The following is a 13,331-nucleotide window of genomic DNA, read 5'->3' on the forward strand; positions in this document are numbered from 1 at the left end:
GCTATTCGTTCCCAGCGTCTTTCGCCTGAGGACCGTAAGGCTCTGCTGCAAACACCTCCCGTAGAACGAGCTGCAGTTCGCGGATTGTGGCGCCGTGCGTGTTACTTTGTACGAGCTGCTTTTCGTTGAGACGCAAGAACATACGGGCCGTATTGAACGCGCCGATGTGGGTCTCCCGCAGTGCATTGAGTATGGCGCTAATCATGATGAGCTGCGCATCGTTCCGCGCTTTCTCATCGCCAAGGCTTTTGGCTAACGCCTCAAAGGCAAGCCGTGTCGCTTCATCCATGTTGCATCCCCCACCTACCCGAACGGTAGCAGGAGGTGAGCGGGAGTCGAGTCTGGGGCTACTTCGGTAGTTAGCCGCGGTCGCGGAGCCAGACAGCCGGCCATTGATTAGGTCGATGCGGAGCATGTGGCTTCCTGCACTCCCGAGACAGAGGGTGCGTGTATCACACACGTTCCTTCGACGAGTTGCTGAAGCGGGGGCCAAAGCAAAGGGGGAACCATGATGGTTCCCCCTTTGACCAAAAGCGGGTGCGACCTTCCAGGCTTAGTCAGTCCTCCAAAGCCTCGTCGGGCTCTGGTGGGAGAGGCATCAATCCGTGACCGATCAGCCAGTCGCGAACAATGAGACGGATAGCATCTGCTTCCGATGGGATGGGGGATTGCTCCCGTCTCCATTGCTCGATGCCGTCGATGGTGTCCTGATCGAAGGCCACGAGCTTCTTGAAAGGAAAGCGCAGCGGGCGAGCCATTAAAATATCCGGATATCCGTATTGACCTTTTCCGGATATAAGGATATCCATAAATGCAGGCCGGGGCAAGGCGCCAACCTCGCTCCCGGCCCTAACCCCCACCATCGGAGCTAAGCCGATGATTGAAGCTGCTGCCACCCTAGCGCGGCCCGCCGTGCCGCGCCTAGACCCCGGCTCCGCCGAGCCCCTGCCGCTGGCCGATCTTGCCCGGCTCTGGCAGTCGCTGCGCGACGAAGCCGACAGTTACGATATTCCCTATGAGCAGTGCTGTGTCGCCTGCGACCTGTCTCACGAGATCGAGGACCGGATGCTCGCCGCCCCGGTGCGCTCGCACGCCGATGTCGCCGCCTTCATGGACGCCTATGCAAGGCACCTGCGGGATCTGAACGCCGGCAATGTGCCCTTCCGATTCGATGATGACGCCCTCGGCGCCCTGATCGCCCGCATCGCCGCCTATCTGCGGCAGAACGCCTGACATTTCGAGTTTCCCCGAGGCCAAGGGGAAGGTGCGACCCAGAGCTTCATCGGCTCCGGTGTTCGCGAAAGCGACCCTGTGCATCTCAGGCTTGGCCGGCCGGATGCCGATGGAGACTGACCATGAATGCACTTTCGACCATCAACTTCCACGGCGACACGCTGTTCGCCGTTGAGCGCGGCGACGGCGTGTTTGTCGCCGTCACGCCGATCTGTGATCGGCTCGGGATCGCCGCGACGAAGCAGCGCGAGCGTATCCAGCGGGATGCGGTTCTGAGCGAAGGGATAGCCATCATGGCTCTCCCTTCTGCCGGAGGGGTGCAGGAGACGTTCTGTCTTCGCCTTGACCTGATCAATGGCTGGCTGTTCGGCATCGACGAGAGCCGTGTGAAGGATGAGGAGACCCGCCAGCGGGTGCTCGCCTACAAGCGCGAATGCTACCGCGTTCTGTTCGACCACTTCTTCGGCGGCAAGGTGAGCGAGCCGGAGCCCGAGCCGAAGGCGACCGAGCTTCTGCCTGGCCACTCTGACTTCGCTGAGAGCGTGCGGCTGGTGCGCGAGGCGCGGCTGTCGCGCGGCAAGGATGCGGCGGTCGCGGTGTGGCGGCGGCTGGGCCTGCCCTGGGTGCCGGAACTGGCCGGCACCAAGCGGGTGACCATCGAACAGGCGGAGGACGACGAAGACGCCGTGGCGCGCTTCGCCATCGAGGGAATCGAGAAGGTGCGCGGCGTGGTGACGCCCGCCGCGATGCTCTGGCCCGCCTTCGCCGCCTATTGCGCGCGGACGGGACTGCATAACCCCGGCCAGCAGAGTTTCGCGACCCGCTTCGGCAAGATGGGCTTCCGCAAGACCAAGACGACGGGGCGGGTGGTCTATTATGGTATCCGCCCGGCCGACGCTGCGGCCTTTGCACAGGGAGGCACCAATGACCAGTGAGACACCCGCCCCGAAAAAGCTGACGACCCCCGAGCTTGAGGCGTGGACCGCCTTCTCCAAAATCGCACGCGATATCGGGGGGAGCGATGCCGGACATGAGGCCTGGTGCATTAGCCCGATGCCGGAAATAAACGCCACTCGTGGGCACGGCTTCGAGAAAAGCACCGCCACGGCGAAGGAGATCAAAGCCGGCCTTGCTACTGTGCGTAAAGCCCTGAAAGCCGGCGGCCGGGACGCGGCTCTGGCGGCATGGAAGGACAGCGGGCTGCCCCGGCTGAAAAACCTGCCGGACCCCGGTGGCGAGCCATGACCGACCTCGCCGCCCCTTCCCCTGCCAGTTTCCGCCCGATGGAGGCCGGCAAGGCCGATATTGACGCGCTGGCCCTGCCCGCCTTCGTCTCGCCCAAGCTGGACGGGGTGCGCGGCATGACGGGCGTGCTCGACACCATCTGCACCCGCAACCTGAACCCGGTGCGCAACCAGCACATCGCCCACGCGCTGGCGCATGTGCCTGCGGGGCTGGATGGGGAAATCCTGACCTTTACCAACGGGTTGCGCGACCCGTTCGACATGGTGCAGGCGAAGGTGGCGACGGCCGATCTGGCGACCGACTTCACCTTCAACGTGTTCGACTGCTTCCGCTCGCCGGCGGCGCCGTTCACCGAGCGGCTGCGCGAGGCCGAGGCACTGGTGGCGGCCGAGCCTTCCGGCCTGGTGCGGCTGGTGCCTCACGTGCGGGCGACAAGCGTGCAGCAGGTGCGCCAGCTCTGGGCCGAGTGGGTCGGGGACGAATGCTGGGAAGGGCTGATGCTGCGGGCGCCGACGGGCATCTACAAGGCCGGCCGTTCCTCCACCCGCGAGGGCTTCATGCTCAAGCTGAAGGGCGCGGCGGATGACGAGGCCGTGGTGGTGGGCGTGGTGCCAGAGCGCGAGGATCATCGCAGCCTCGGCGCCCTGATCTGCCGCTGGCGCGACGTGACTTTCGGTCTCGGCAGCGGCTTCTCGGACTGGCATCGGCGGCGGCTGTGGACCGGCCCGCTGCTCGGGCGGACGGTGACGTTCCGCTTCGAGGGCGTGGGTTCGCAGGGTCGCCCCCGCTTCCCGCGCTTTCTCGGCTTTCGCTACGACCTCGCGCCGCTGCCGGTGCCGCAGATCGAACTGGCCACACCGTAACCGACGACATCAGGACACATGATGGACAAGCTGACCCTGTCGAAAAGCTACACGGTCGGGGAGCAGAGCTTTTCGGCTATCGAACTGCGCGACCCCCGGTTCGCCGACTATCGCGAAATCGGCCCGGTCTATGACGTGCAGCGCGGCATTCTGCTGCGCGATCGCGAGGCCATCTTCGCCTATGTCGACCGGCTGGTGACCAGCCCGGCGCCCGGCGCGCTGGCGGCGCTCGACCTTGCCGACACGATGGCGCTCGAGGACCATATCCTCGGTTTTTTTTCCAAAGCCCGCCGGTCGATCGCGCGGTCTCCGAACTCGTCTTCCGACTCCACTGGAGCCCCGCCTACATCGACGGGCTGACGCTCGGCGAGATCGCGGACTGGTTCGACCGGGCGGTGCGCTGGCATCAGGACGAGAGAGCGCGGCGCGCCAGAACATAGCCGGGATGATGACCCGGGCGAGCGGGGGAGCGGATGGGCGTCGTCAAAGCTATACTCAGGATTATTGCGGAGGATCGCACCGCGCGGGCCTTCGCGGCCATTGAACAGCGGATCCATCGTCAGGAGCGCCTGCTCCATCAACTGAACCGGAAGGAGCGCCAGATGGCTGCCCTGAACCGGGGCGGCGGCGGGCTGATCATGGGCGGCGGCGCCATTCTCGGCGGGCTGGCAGCGGCCAGCGGCACGCGCGAGGGGCTGACCACCCTCACCTCCTATCAGGATGCTTTGATCGAGATCGCCAAGAAGGGCGGGCTGACCGCCGACCAGATGCAGAAGGTCGGTGAGGAAGCCAAGGCGCTGGCCACCAGCGGCGAGGTGGCGGTGCCGCTGGAAGAAATCCTCGCGGCCTATGAGCGGGCGGCGGCGGCGGGCCTGCCGATGGAAGAATGGCGTGAATTCGCCAAGCTGGGCGCGAAGGCAGCGGACGCCTTCGGCATGGCGGCGGAGGAAGTCGGCAACGCGGCGGCGGGGTTCAAGGTCGGCCTCGGCATCCCCATGGCCGAGATGGAGCGCTATTTCGACCTGATCAACTCGCTCGCCGACAGCGGCATCGCTGAGGAGCGAGATCTCATCACGTTCCTCGACAATGCCGGGGCCGGCCTCAAGAATTTCGGCCTCAATGCCAAGGAAGCGGCGGCCTATGGTGCCACGCTGCTGAACCTGAAGATGGCACCGGAGACCAGTGCGCGCATGATGAGTGCGCTCACCTCCAAGCTGATCGCTCCGGAGAACCTCGGGAAAAAGGGTTATGGGGCGCTCCAGGAGGTCGTCGGCAACGTCAAGCAGTTCAAGAAGGAGCTGAGTTCCGACCCGCAGGGGGCGCTGCGCAAGTTCCTCGAGAAGCTCTCGAAGATGGACAAATTCCGCCGGGCGCGGATCACCGGTTCCATCTTCGGCATGGAGTGGACCGATGAGGTGATGCGCCTGGTGGACGGCCTGGAGGAGTTGGATCGCAACCTCCAGATCGCGGCGAGCACGGACTGGTTCGGCTCGCTCGATAAGTCCTACCAGATGAAGCTCGACGCACTGTCGTCGCGCTGGCAGCTCTTCAAGAACCAAGTCTCGAAACTCGCCATCGACCTCGGCACGCTTTCGATGCCGGCGCTGGAATCCTCGCTCACCGCCGCGCGCGACACGGTGCGCGAGATCAGCGAGGAATTCGCCAAGTTCCCGGAGATGATCGACGTTAAAGCTATTGATGATGCAAGCGAGGCCCTGAAGGGCATGGCATCTGACGTCATGGATCTGCTTGGTATCGATCCAAATCAATCCCTAATTGCGTCGGGGTTTCGTGATCTGGCTAACCTTGTGAACGAAATTGCAAAGGTTATTAACGATATCAAAACCTCGCTGCCAACTTCTACTGACCCGGAGGCGGGAGTACTCGGCGGAATAGTCTCGCTTGAGAAGGGTGGCACTGCCGACAAGATTGCAAACTATCTGGGAGGAGACGGAGCGCCGAAGGAAGCGGGCCGGAGTTTCTTTGGTGGTCTCATAACGTTCGACAAAGGCGGGGTCGCCGACAGGATCGCCGATGGAATTGATGAGATTGACCGTTGGTTAAGCTCATTCAATGGCGAGAATGCAGCGGCCGCATCGAACGGACCGCAGCCGCCTCAGTCGGGGGCATCTGGTGGTGCCGTCTCCAGCCCGAACGGTAATGGAGCGCCACTTGTCGAGATCCCCGACGTGCCGCCGCTGATCGTCGATCCCACGTCCATACAGGGCTCGGCCGACGCCATCCGCGACGCCATCGCCGAAGGCGGGCGGCAGGCAGCGCAGGCGATATCGTCGGCGCGGATCAACGTGCCGAACTTCACGCCCCGCCCGGCGATCAACGCCAATACTGGCCAGTCGATGCCGAATGCCGGGTTGCCCGGCGCCAACTGAGGAACGGGAATGCGCAACTGGCAGAAAGCCTTGCGGCGCGCCTCGTTTCGCGGGGTGCAGTTCTGGGTGGAGGAAGATGGCCCCGAGCGCGGGCGCCGGGTGGCGGTGCACAACATCGCCGCCGGCGAGGCGCCGGTCACCGAGGATCTCGGGCGCGTGGCGACCGAGTACCGGGTGCGGGCCTATGTCGCCAGCGACAGCGCCGATGCGGAAGGCTGGGCGTTGGAGGCGGCGTGCTCCGCCGCCGGCCCCTCGCTGCTCACTCTGCCGATGGACCCGGCGGCGCTGGCGCATTGCGTGAGTTGCCGGCGCAGCCGCACGCGGGACCAGGCCGGCTATGTGGCCTATGACCTCCTCTTCGTGGAGGCCTCCGACAGTGTGAATTCCGCGTTGGGCGGCGCCTCGGTCGGCTTCAGCGGCGGGGGGCTCTCGCTGGGCGGCAGTCTGTCGCTTGGAGGCCTCTCCGCCGGCATCGGCGTCAACGCGCTGGCAGGCATTACCGGCGTGGCGGCGCTGCGGTCGACCTTCGCGGTCGGGCTCAGCGGCGCGGGGCTTGCGGTCTCCGCCGACGTGTCCGCCAGCCTTGCTGGCGTGAGCGCCTCGATCAGCGTGTGAGGGCGGGATGGACTGGCTGACGGATCTGCTCGACCGTTTCATCGCCGACAAGGCCGGCCGGGTCACCGCCGCCAAGCTGGTGGCGAAGATGGCGACCGGCGGCGAGGCGGGCGGCACGGCCTATCTCGAGGCCTGCCGGCTGCTCGGCGAGGCGGCGGATGATGGCGCGGAGCTGCTGGCGACGCTGGACGATGTGACCGACACCAGCACTTTGGCGCAGGTGGGCGTGCTGGTCGTGGCCTGCTTTGCCACGCTGCGGGTCGATTACGCCGCGCGGCCAGACGCGGTGCGGGCGCGCACGGCCCTGTCGAACCGGGCAGGCCCGGTGGTGGAGGCGGCCGGCGATGCCTTCGGCCATGTGCTCTATGGCTGGCTGTCCAATCTGGTCGGCGAGGCGATGCTGCAGCTGTCGCAAATTGCCGCCACGCGGGCGCCGCTGGTGCGGGTGGAGACCGGCGTCTCGCTCCCTGCCCAACTGCTGGCCTGGGATCTTTACGGCGACCCGAGCCGCGACGCGGAACTGGTCGAGCGCAACAACACCGGCACGGCGATGCTGATGCCGGTGACCCTTGAGGCCCTCGCGCCCTGATCTGAGTGAGCCGCCATGCTGGACATCATCACGCTCACCGTTGGCGGGCGACCGATGCCGCATGTGAGCTGCACGCTGGAAGCGGGCGCCGAGCAGGCGGCGCGCACGGGCGGCTTCGACGTGGCATGGAACGGGCCGGGCCTGCCCTGCCGCGAGGATGAGGCCTGCACGGTCGAGATCAACGGCGCGCTCTGGCTTACCGGCTATGTGCGCGACGTGAACGCCTCGCATGACGACAGCACCCGGATGTATTCGGTGGCGATTGCCTCCCGGACGGTCGACGCGACCGAGTGCTCCATCGACCATCCCGAGGGCTCCCTCGAAAACTGCACGCTGAAGGACATCGCCGGCGCCTTCGACACGGCGGGCATCGGCGTCGATGTGATGATCGACACGGCGAAGAAGGCCCTGCACCAGATCGTGCCCGGCGAGACGCTGTTTTCCACGCTGGAGCGGGATGCGCGGGCGGCCGGGGCGCTGATCTATGACACCCCGCAGGGGCGGCTGAAGATCATCGAAGGGCCGGAGGGGCGGCACCAGGGCGGGCTGGTGCTGGGCGTGAACATCAAGCGCGCCAGCAGCACGCTGTCGGGCCGGTTCAACTATTCCGAGGTCAAGGTGCGCGGGCAGTCCTCGGTCGGTGTCACGGGCGCGGCGACGCGGCCGGAGGCGGAGGCGCGCGGCACGGCCGACCGCAAGCGCACGCTGATCATCTATCACGAGGGCGAGCTGACCTCCGACCGCGCCAAGAAGCGGGCGGGCTGGGAGGCGCGGCGCGCCGCCGGGCGGGCAAAGACGGCCAGTATCACCGTGCCGGGACTTCGCGATGCCGGTGGGACGATCTGGTCGCCGAACTTCCTCGTGCCGGTGCGCGACGCGTGGATCGGCCTGAGCCAGGACATGATCATCGCCTCGGTGAGCCTGACGCAGGACGCCAATGGCGGGGGCACCGAGGCGGTGCTGACCGTGAAAGACCCGCGCGCGCTCGGCGGCGACAATCCGCGCGGCGAAAGCGCCGAGGGATGGGACGCGCCGGAAGACGAGCCGACGTTTCGCGAAGACTGATCGGCCGGGAGGGCTAGCCATGGCGTCCGATGCCAATGTGACGCGCATGGAATTGACCGGCGAGGTCGAGCACCGAGGCGGGCAACAGTTTCTCGGCGGCAAGGGCTATGCCGGCGAGCGGTTGCCACGGGTGCATCGGGTGGAGCCGCACGGCTTCACCTCGCACCCGGTGGCCGGCGGCATCGCCACCGTGCTCGCCGCCCGCGGCAATCGCGACAGCCTTTATGCCATGGGCGGCGCCAATCCGGCGCTGGTGCCCGAACTGCCGCTGGGTGGCACGGCGATCTATGACCATCTCGGCAACATCGTCTCCATCGTCGCGGCGAAGACCCGCGTCGTCCACGCAAAGGAAGTGTGGATGGAGGCTGGTGGCGCCCGCGTCGTCGCCAAGGCCGAGATCATCAAGCTGCGCCTCGGCGCCGACTGGATCGCGGTGCTGGACGGGCAGTTGCTGTCCTCCCGCCCGATCATTCCCGGGGCAGACCCCGATCCGTCCATCTAATCCCAACGAGGCCCGCCATGCGCATCGTGCCGATCACGCAGGCGCAGGAGCCGGTGCGGATCCCCGATCTGATCTGGAACCCGCTCGGCTTCATCGGCGATCTCGCCCTCGATGCCGGCACGGCGGACCTGCAAAGTGGCGCGGCGATCGAGACCGCCGTGCTTATCTGCCTGATGACCGACCGGCGGGTCGATGCCAGCGAGCTGCCCGAGGGCGAGAGCAACCGGGGCTGGCCGGGCGACGGCTTCGACCGGCAGAGGGGCGAGGTGCCGCTCGGCTCCAAGCTCTGGCTGCTGCGGCGGCGGGCGCTGACCGAGGATATCGACACCGAGGCCGAGGATTACGCCCGCGAGGCGCTGCAGACGCTGATCGACCAGGGTGTGTGCGTGCGGGTGGAGGTGACCGTCGAGCGGCGGCCGGCCGACAACCGGCTCGACCTCGAGGTGCGGCTGTTCGGCCGCGATGGCGCGGCCACCTATCAGCGGCGCTTCGCCGTGCTGTGGGACCAGATCGACGCGAGGGGATGAGATGGCGTGGTTCGAAGCGCGCGGCCTGGACGAGCTCGGCGCGCGGGCGCGGGGCTATTTCCGGGAATATCTGACGGGGGCGGATGCCTGGATTCAGCAGAATTTCGCGGCGGTGACGGCGAAGGTGCTGGCTCTGCTCGGGCGGGCCTTCGAGCTGCGGCTGGTCTACATCTCCCGCCAGATCTTCACCCGCACGGCGACCGATCTCGCCATTCTGCGCATTCATGGCGCGGATGTGCGGGTCTATCTCAAGGCTGCCGCCGCCGCGAGCGGGGTGATCACCGGCACCGGGCAGGCGGGCGCAACCTATCCCGCCGGGGTGCGCTACCTCTCGGCCGGGCAGACCTATGTGACCATGGCGGCCTTCACGGCGGCGGGGGATGGCAGCTTCAGCGCGACGGTGCAGGCCGAGGCGACGGGCTCGGTGACCAACCGCGACGGCGGCGCCAACCTGACGCTGGCCGACCCGGCGCTGTACCCCACCCTGTCCGACACGGCGGCGGTTTCCAGCGACGGGTTGGGCGGCGGCGCCGATGTCGAGGATATCGAGGACTTCCGCGGGCGAATCCTCGCGCGCAAGGGGCGGCCGCCGCAGGGTGGCGCCCTTCCCGACTATGAGGCCATGGCGCTCGAGGTGCCCGGCGTGCTCAAGGCCTGGGCCTATGCCTTCACCGGCGGTGTCGGCTCCATCGTCGTCTTCTTCCTGTTCCGGGGCCGGCCGAACCTCATCCCCACCGAGGCGGATGTCGCGGTGGTGCAGGCCTATATCGACGCGCGCCGGCTGATCCGCGTGGATGGCGACGTGGTCGCCGCGCCAACGGCCGAACCGGTGGATATCACCATCACCGACCTCGCGGTCGACACGGATGATGTGCGCGCGGCCATCGCCACCAATCTCGCCGCCCTGTTCTTCGAGCGGGCGCGGCCGGGCGTGGTGGCGGAGCCCTTCACGCTCTACCGCTCCTGGCTCTCCGAGGCGATCTCGACCGCGACGGGTGAGGACAGCCACACGCTGAGCGTACCGGCTTCCGACCTTGTCTTCACCGCCAGCTACCCCGTGCTCGGCACCATCAACTATGCCTGAGGCTGGCCATGCGGGAGGCAAGCGATGCGTGATCCCGGGCTGAACACCTGGACCTATTACGAGCCGGTCACCCCCGGCGGCGACACGCTGCCGCCGGTGCCCGGCGATGCGCTCTCCAACCCCAGCGTTGAGGATCTGCTCCCCGCCGGGCTCGCGCTGTGGCCGCGCGGGCCAGTGTGGGGCACGCCGGACGGCATGGCGGCCGGCACCGATACGGTGCTCGCCCGCTTCACCCGCGTTCTGGTGGCGCCGTTCCGCGACCTCTGCGTGCGCGGCTGGTCGCTGGTGCTGGAAAGCACGGCGACCACGATGGACGCCAGCCTGCCGGCATGGGAGGCGGATTACGGCCTGCCGGACGCCTGCACGGCAGCGGACCAGAGCACGGCCGGGCGCAAGGCCACGGTGCAGGCACGGGTGCGCGGCAATGCGGTGATCACGCCGCAGGATTTCGTGCGCCTCGCCTATGACCGCGGCTTCGACATCGCGATCGAGGAGCCCGACATCTTCGAGTGCGGCTTCTCGGAATGCGGCGGCGAGCACACGACCGGCGATCCGCTGCAGGAGGTCTACTGGATCGTCCATGTCTACGGACTGGCGGTCGATTACTTCATCTGCGGCGAGAGCGAATGCGGCTTCGATCCGCTGTTCCAGATCGCCGATATCGAGCGGCTGCAATGCCTGTTCCGGCAGCTTTACCCCGGCTGGACCCAGCCGGTTTACGTGGTCGAAGAGTGAGCGGCGGCGCCGCCGACAACCTCCCGAGGCTTTCATGAAATACTACGCTCCGTTCGGGTCGAGCGACCCGAACGCATCCTATGTCGACCGCAACACGCCGGGAGCCGTCCGAGGCTCGGCAGTGCCGGGAAAAGCGGTCGAGGCGACGCAGCGCGAACTGGTCAATTTCCTGCTGGCGAGCGGGCTGACCCCAACCGAGGAGGATCTTGACCAGGTCGCGACGGCGGCGCGCTCGCAGGCGATGAATTACCGCGTGGCGGGCGGCACGGCGAATGCCTTGACCGCGACGCTTGACCCGGCGCCGGCCTCCCTCGCCGCGCTGGTGGGCGTGCCGCTGCGGCTGGTGACGGTGGCCAATACCTCCGGCACCGTCACGCTTTCGGTCAACGGGCTGGCGGCGACCACGGTCTACCGCCGGAACAGCAACAGCCTTCTGCCGGGCGACATCCGCGCCGGCATCACCGAACTCATGTTCGACGGCACCTATTTCCGGGTGCTCTCGGTGCCCTTCGGTGCGTCGCTGATCAGCGGCAATGGCTGGATTGATCTGCATGGCGGCCTGACGCTGCAATGGGGCAACGGAAACACGGCGAGCGGCACGGCCACCATCACCTTTCCGAAGGCGTTCTCCGCGTCCCCCTATTCCGTGGTTGGCATTGACGGCGGCGCGCTGTCATGGACGACGACAAACGCCACGTTCCTCGGCGTTTCCACCCGCACCTCCACCACCTGCATCTTCCGCTCGGTCAACTGGACGGGTAGCGCCATGGTGCTTGATGTCGCCGGGTTCTTCTGGATGGCCATTGGCCCGACCTGAGAGACGATCATGAAATATTCGGCAAGCACCCGTGGCTTTTACACGGGCGGACAGGCGGCGCCGGAAGATGCCGTCGACCTCAGCCATGAAGAATGGGAGGCGCTGCTCGCCGCGCAGTCGGTCGGCCACCAGATCGTGCCGGATGAAAACGGGCACCCCGTGCTTGTCGATCCAGCGGACAGCGTGTCGCTGGACGATTTCAAGACCCGGCTGAGAGCGGCGGTCGACGCGGCGGCCGAAGTCGAGCGCGCCAAGCACATCACGGGGGGCGCCGGCCAGGCGATGACGTACCAGCAAAAGGCCAGCGAGGCCGTGATGCTGGAGGATGACCCGTCGCCCGATCCGGCCTCATATCCCATGCTGTCCGCCGAGGTGGGCATCACTGCGGCGACGCTTGCCGAGGTCGGCGCGGTCGTGCGGCAGGCTCACGCGAGCTGGATCGTGCTCGGGGCGCAGATTGAGGGCGTGCGACTCGGCGCCAAGAAGGCAATCGGTGCTGCCACCGATGCTGAAGCCGCGCGCGCCGCCGCTGTGGTCATCTGGCCGGGTGGCGCCTGATCATGACCCTCGCCACACCCGCCGCCGCGCTGGCGAAGCGCGCCGCGCTGACCAATGCCATCTGGGGCAGCTCTGCCCGCATCCCCCTCCCCGTCACTCGCTATTCCTGCTCTGAGGCGGGCGGGCCGGCCAATCTCGCGCTCACCACCTATTGGGCGCCGGATGCCGACGATTGCGGCTGGCTGGTCGTGCAATCGCTCGGGGTCGGCCTCACACCGTCCGCCCCGGCGAAGATCCACTCCAAGATGCTGTATGCGCAGTTCCCCGGCGCGACGCGGCTGCTGATCGTTCACGGCGGGCATCATCAGGGCTTCACATGGCCCAACCCGACCGACGGCGGGTACACGGGCGGGACGACGCCGGCCGATGTGCATTGGCAGCCGCCGGGCATGCGCTGGCTCATCAAGCGGGCGGCGGTCAACGGCTGCGATCTGCTGATGGTGCCCATGCCGCTGATGGGCGAGAACCGCATCTTCTGCGACCGCGACGGCGAGAATGTCGACCTTGTGGTCGCGGGGCCGCAGACGCCCGACGGCAACCCGCATGAGTTCTTCCCGATCCGCCCGGACCTCTGGCCGGTGACGGGGCATTGGCTCAAGTTCTTCCTTGATCCGGTGCTGAGCGGGCTCGACTGGATGCTTGCCGCCCGCGCCTATGATCGCGTGGGCATCACAGGCGTCTCGGGCGGCGGCTGGACCAGCACGGTTGCGGCGGCTCTCGATCCTCGTATCGAACGGTCCTACCCCGTGTCCGGCAGCGTGCCGTTGGCTTATCGCCGCGAAGTCATCCGCCCTGGCTATGCCGGCCGGGAGGGCGATGCCGAGCAGTATGAGCCGGCGTTGGTCGGCACGGCCGACTATGACGACCTGTACCTGATGGGCGTGGCCGATGCCGGGCGGCGGTCGCACCTCTATTACAGCATGTGCGATCCCGTCTGCTTCAGCGGCGAGGCGGTCTCGCGCTTCGGCTCTGCTCTGGAACGGCACGCGGCGGATGGTGGCTTTGGCGATCTGCGCATCCGCGTGCTGCCCGGCGATACCCACGATTTCCAGATCCCGATGGTCGACGCCATCCTCGACGACTTCCTCGGCGCCTGAGCGCCGCCGAC

At 67.0% G+C, this 13,331-nt stretch carries 19 protein-coding genes; 17 read left to right on the forward strand and 2 right to left on the reverse strand.

Annotated features, from left to right (window positions below; translation table 11 throughout):
* Position 1 precedes the first annotated feature (1 nt).
* Positions 2 to 289 (reverse strand): hypothetical protein, encoded by a 288-nt coding sequence (locus tag OU996_RS15575; RefSeq protein ID WP_267582525.1) that lies wholly within the window; start codon positions 287 to 289, stop codon positions 2 to 4.
* A gap of 268 nt (positions 290 to 557) precedes the next feature.
* Positions 558 to 758 carry a hypothetical protein gene (locus tag OU996_RS15580; protein ID WP_267582526.1) on the reverse strand — a complete coding sequence of 67 codons (201 nt, stop codon included), beginning with the start codon at positions 756 to 758 and terminating at the stop codon, positions 558 to 560.
* A gap of 118 nt (positions 759 to 876) precedes the next feature.
* Here OU996_RS15580 and OU996_RS15585 point away from each other — a divergent pair, with 118 nt between their 5' ends.
* The 17 genes from OU996_RS15585 (at position 877) to OU996_RS15660 (ending at position 13,320) form a co-directional block, all read left to right on the forward strand.
* Positions 877 to 1,233, forward strand: a complete 357-nt coding sequence (locus tag OU996_RS15585) for a hypothetical protein (protein ID WP_267582527.1) — start codon at positions 877 to 879, stop codon at positions 1,231 to 1,233.
* Positions 1,234 to 1,355: 122 nt separating this feature from the next.
* Positions 1,356 to 2,168, forward strand: coding sequence for a phage antirepressor N-terminal domain-containing protein (locus OU996_RS15590; RefSeq protein WP_267582528.1), 813 nt, complete (start codon positions 1,356 to 1,358; stop codon positions 2,166 to 2,168).
* The gene (locus OU996_RS15595) at positions 2,158 to 2,478 is read left to right on the forward strand and encodes a hypothetical protein (protein WP_267582529.1); all 321 of its coding nucleotides are present in this window, start codon (positions 2,158 to 2,160) and stop codon (positions 2,476 to 2,478) included. Before OU996_RS15590 ends, OU996_RS15595 begins: the two co-directional genes overlap by 11 nt.
* On the forward strand, positions 2,475 to 3,341 hold the full coding sequence (locus tag OU996_RS15600; RefSeq protein WP_267582530.1) for a hypothetical protein: 867 nt from the start codon (positions 2,475 to 2,477) through the stop codon (positions 3,339 to 3,341). The genes OU996_RS15595 and OU996_RS15600 overlap by 4 nt, the downstream gene beginning before the upstream one ends.
* An 18-nt stretch (positions 3,342 to 3,359) precedes the next feature.
* On the forward strand, positions 3,360 to 3,701 hold the full coding sequence (locus tag OU996_RS15605; RefSeq protein WP_267582531.1) for a hypothetical protein: 342 nt from the start codon (positions 3,360 to 3,362) through the stop codon (positions 3,699 to 3,701).
* Complete coding sequence (locus tag OU996_RS21470; RefSeq protein ID WP_420712769.1) at positions 3,698 to 3,781, forward strand: hypothetical protein; 84 nt, start codon at positions 3,698 to 3,700, stop codon at positions 3,779 to 3,781. The genes OU996_RS15605 and OU996_RS21470 overlap by 4 nt, the downstream gene beginning before the upstream one ends.
* 33 nt (positions 3,782 to 3,814) lie before the next feature.
* The gene (locus OU996_RS15610) at positions 3,815 to 5,731 is read left to right on the forward strand and encodes a phage tail tape measure protein (protein ID WP_267582532.1); all 1,917 of its coding nucleotides are present in this window, start codon (positions 3,815 to 3,817) and stop codon (positions 5,729 to 5,731) included.
* 9 nt (positions 5,732 to 5,740) lie between these two features.
* A complete protein-coding gene (locus OU996_RS15615) occupies positions 5,741 to 6,346 on the forward strand; it encodes a DNA circularization N-terminal domain-containing protein (RefSeq protein WP_267582533.1) in 606 nt (201 codons plus the stop codon).
* 7 nt (positions 6,347 to 6,353) lie between these two features.
* Positions 6,354 to 6,935, forward strand: coding sequence for a hypothetical protein (locus OU996_RS15620; RefSeq protein WP_267582534.1), 582 nt, complete (start codon positions 6,354 to 6,356; stop codon positions 6,933 to 6,935).
* A 15-nt stretch (positions 6,936 to 6,950) separates the two neighbouring features.
* A complete protein-coding gene (locus OU996_RS15625; protein ID WP_267582535.1) occupies positions 6,951 to 8,000 on the forward strand; it encodes a phage baseplate assembly protein in 1,050 nt (349 codons plus the stop codon).
* 19 nt (positions 8,001 to 8,019) lie between these two features.
* Positions 8,020 to 8,502: a phage baseplate assembly protein domain-containing protein gene (locus OU996_RS15630; RefSeq protein ID WP_267582536.1), complete on the forward strand. Its 483-nt coding sequence runs from the start codon at positions 8,020 to 8,022 to the stop codon at positions 8,500 to 8,502.
* Between the two features lie 17 nt (positions 8,503 to 8,519).
* Positions 8,520 to 9,029 carry a phage GP46 family protein gene (locus OU996_RS15635; RefSeq protein ID WP_267582537.1) on the forward strand — a complete coding sequence of 170 codons (510 nt, stop codon included), beginning with the start codon at positions 8,520 to 8,522 and terminating at the stop codon, positions 9,027 to 9,029.
* A 1-nt stretch (position 9,030) separates the two neighbouring features.
* Positions 9,031 to 10,113, forward strand: coding sequence for a baseplate J/gp47 family protein (locus OU996_RS15640; RefSeq protein ID WP_267582538.1), 1,083 nt, complete (start codon positions 9,031 to 9,033; stop codon positions 10,111 to 10,113).
* 24 nt (positions 10,114 to 10,137) lie between these two features.
* The gene (locus OU996_RS15645) at positions 10,138 to 10,848 is read left to right on the forward strand and encodes a putative phage tail protein (protein ID WP_267582539.1); all 711 of its coding nucleotides are present in this window, start codon (positions 10,138 to 10,140) and stop codon (positions 10,846 to 10,848) included.
* 34 nt (positions 10,849 to 10,882) lie between these two features.
* Positions 10,883 to 11,665 carry a gp53-like domain-containing protein gene (locus tag OU996_RS15650; protein ID WP_267582540.1) on the forward strand — a complete coding sequence of 261 codons (783 nt, stop codon included), beginning with the start codon at positions 10,883 to 10,885 and terminating at the stop codon, positions 11,663 to 11,665.
* A 9-nt stretch (positions 11,666 to 11,674) separates the two neighbouring features.
* Complete coding sequence (locus tag OU996_RS15655) at positions 11,675 to 12,223, forward strand: hypothetical protein (protein WP_267582541.1); 549 nt, start codon at positions 11,675 to 11,677, stop codon at positions 12,221 to 12,223.
* Positions 12,224 to 12,225: 2 nt separating this feature from the next.
* Positions 12,226 to 13,320, forward strand: a complete 1,095-nt coding sequence (locus OU996_RS15660) for an alpha/beta hydrolase family protein (protein ID WP_267582542.1) — start codon at positions 12,226 to 12,228, stop codon at positions 13,318 to 13,320.
* Positions 13,321 to 13,331 lie beyond the last annotated feature (11 nt).

Origin of the sequence: Ancylobacter sp. SL191 (genome assembly GCF_026625645.1) — a bacterium.
Taxonomy (GTDB): domain Bacteria; phylum Pseudomonadota; class Alphaproteobacteria; order Rhizobiales; family Xanthobacteraceae; genus Ancylobacter.

What these genes read in the sequence shown, in the direction of transcription:
- OU996_RS15605 (WP_267582531.1), top strand. Translation starts at nt 3,360, where the DNA reads ATGATGGACAAGCTGACCCTGTCGAAAAGCTACACGGTCGGGGAGCAG.
- OU996_RS15660 (WP_267582542.1), top strand. Translation starts at nt 12,226, where the DNA reads ATGACCCTCGCCACACCCGCCGCCGCGCTGGCGAAGCGCGCCGCGCTG.
- OU996_RS15590 (WP_267582528.1), top strand. Translation starts at nt 1,356, where the DNA reads ATGAATGCACTTTCGACCATCAACTTCCACGGCGACACGCTGTTCGCC.
- OU996_RS15640 (WP_267582538.1), top strand. Translation starts at nt 9,031, where the DNA reads ATGGCGTGGTTCGAAGCGCGCGGCCTGGACGAGCTCGGCGCGCGGGCG.
- OU996_RS15620 (WP_267582534.1), top strand. Translation starts at nt 6,354, where the DNA reads ATGGACTGGCTGACGGATCTGCTCGACCGTTTCATCGCCGACAAGGCC.
- OU996_RS15600 (WP_267582530.1), top strand. Translation starts at nt 2,475, where the DNA reads ATGACCGACCTCGCCGCCCCTTCCCCTGCCAGTTTCCGCCCGATGGAG.
- OU996_RS15645 (WP_267582539.1), top strand. Translation starts at nt 10,138, where the DNA reads ATGCGTGATCCCGGGCTGAACACCTGGACCTATTACGAGCCGGTCACC.
- OU996_RS15615 (WP_267582533.1), top strand. Translation starts at nt 5,741, where the DNA reads ATGCGCAACTGGCAGAAAGCCTTGCGGCGCGCCTCGTTTCGCGGGGTG.
- OU996_RS15625 (WP_267582535.1), top strand. Translation starts at nt 6,951, where the DNA reads ATGCTGGACATCATCACGCTCACCGTTGGCGGGCGACCGATGCCGCAT.
- OU996_RS15635 (WP_267582537.1), top strand. Translation starts at nt 8,520, where the DNA reads ATGCGCATCGTGCCGATCACGCAGGCGCAGGAGCCGGTGCGGATCCCC.
- OU996_RS15650 (WP_267582540.1), top strand. Translation starts at nt 10,883, where the DNA reads ATGAAATACTACGCTCCGTTCGGGTCGAGCGACCCGAACGCATCCTAT.
- OU996_RS15585 (WP_267582527.1), top strand. Translation starts at nt 877, where the DNA reads ATGATTGAAGCTGCTGCCACCCTAGCGCGGCCCGCCGTGCCGCGCCTA.
- OU996_RS15610 (WP_267582532.1), top strand. Translation starts at nt 3,815, where the DNA reads ATGGGCGTCGTCAAAGCTATACTCAGGATTATTGCGGAGGATCGCACC.
- OU996_RS15575 (WP_267582525.1), bottom strand. Translation starts at nt 289, where the DNA reads ATGGATGAAGCGACACGGCTTGCCTTTGAGGCGTTAGCCAAAAGCCTT.
- OU996_RS15655 (WP_267582541.1), top strand. Translation starts at nt 11,675, where the DNA reads ATGAAATATTCGGCAAGCACCCGTGGCTTTTACACGGGCGGACAGGCG.
- OU996_RS15595 (WP_267582529.1), top strand. Translation starts at nt 2,158, where the DNA reads ATGACCAGTGAGACACCCGCCCCGAAAAAGCTGACGACCCCCGAGCTT.
- OU996_RS15630 (WP_267582536.1), top strand. Translation starts at nt 8,020, where the DNA reads ATGGCGTCCGATGCCAATGTGACGCGCATGGAATTGACCGGCGAGGTC.
- OU996_RS15580 (WP_267582526.1), bottom strand. Translation starts at nt 758, where the DNA reads ATGGCTCGCCCGCTGCGCTTTCCTTTCAAGAAGCTCGTGGCCTTCGAT.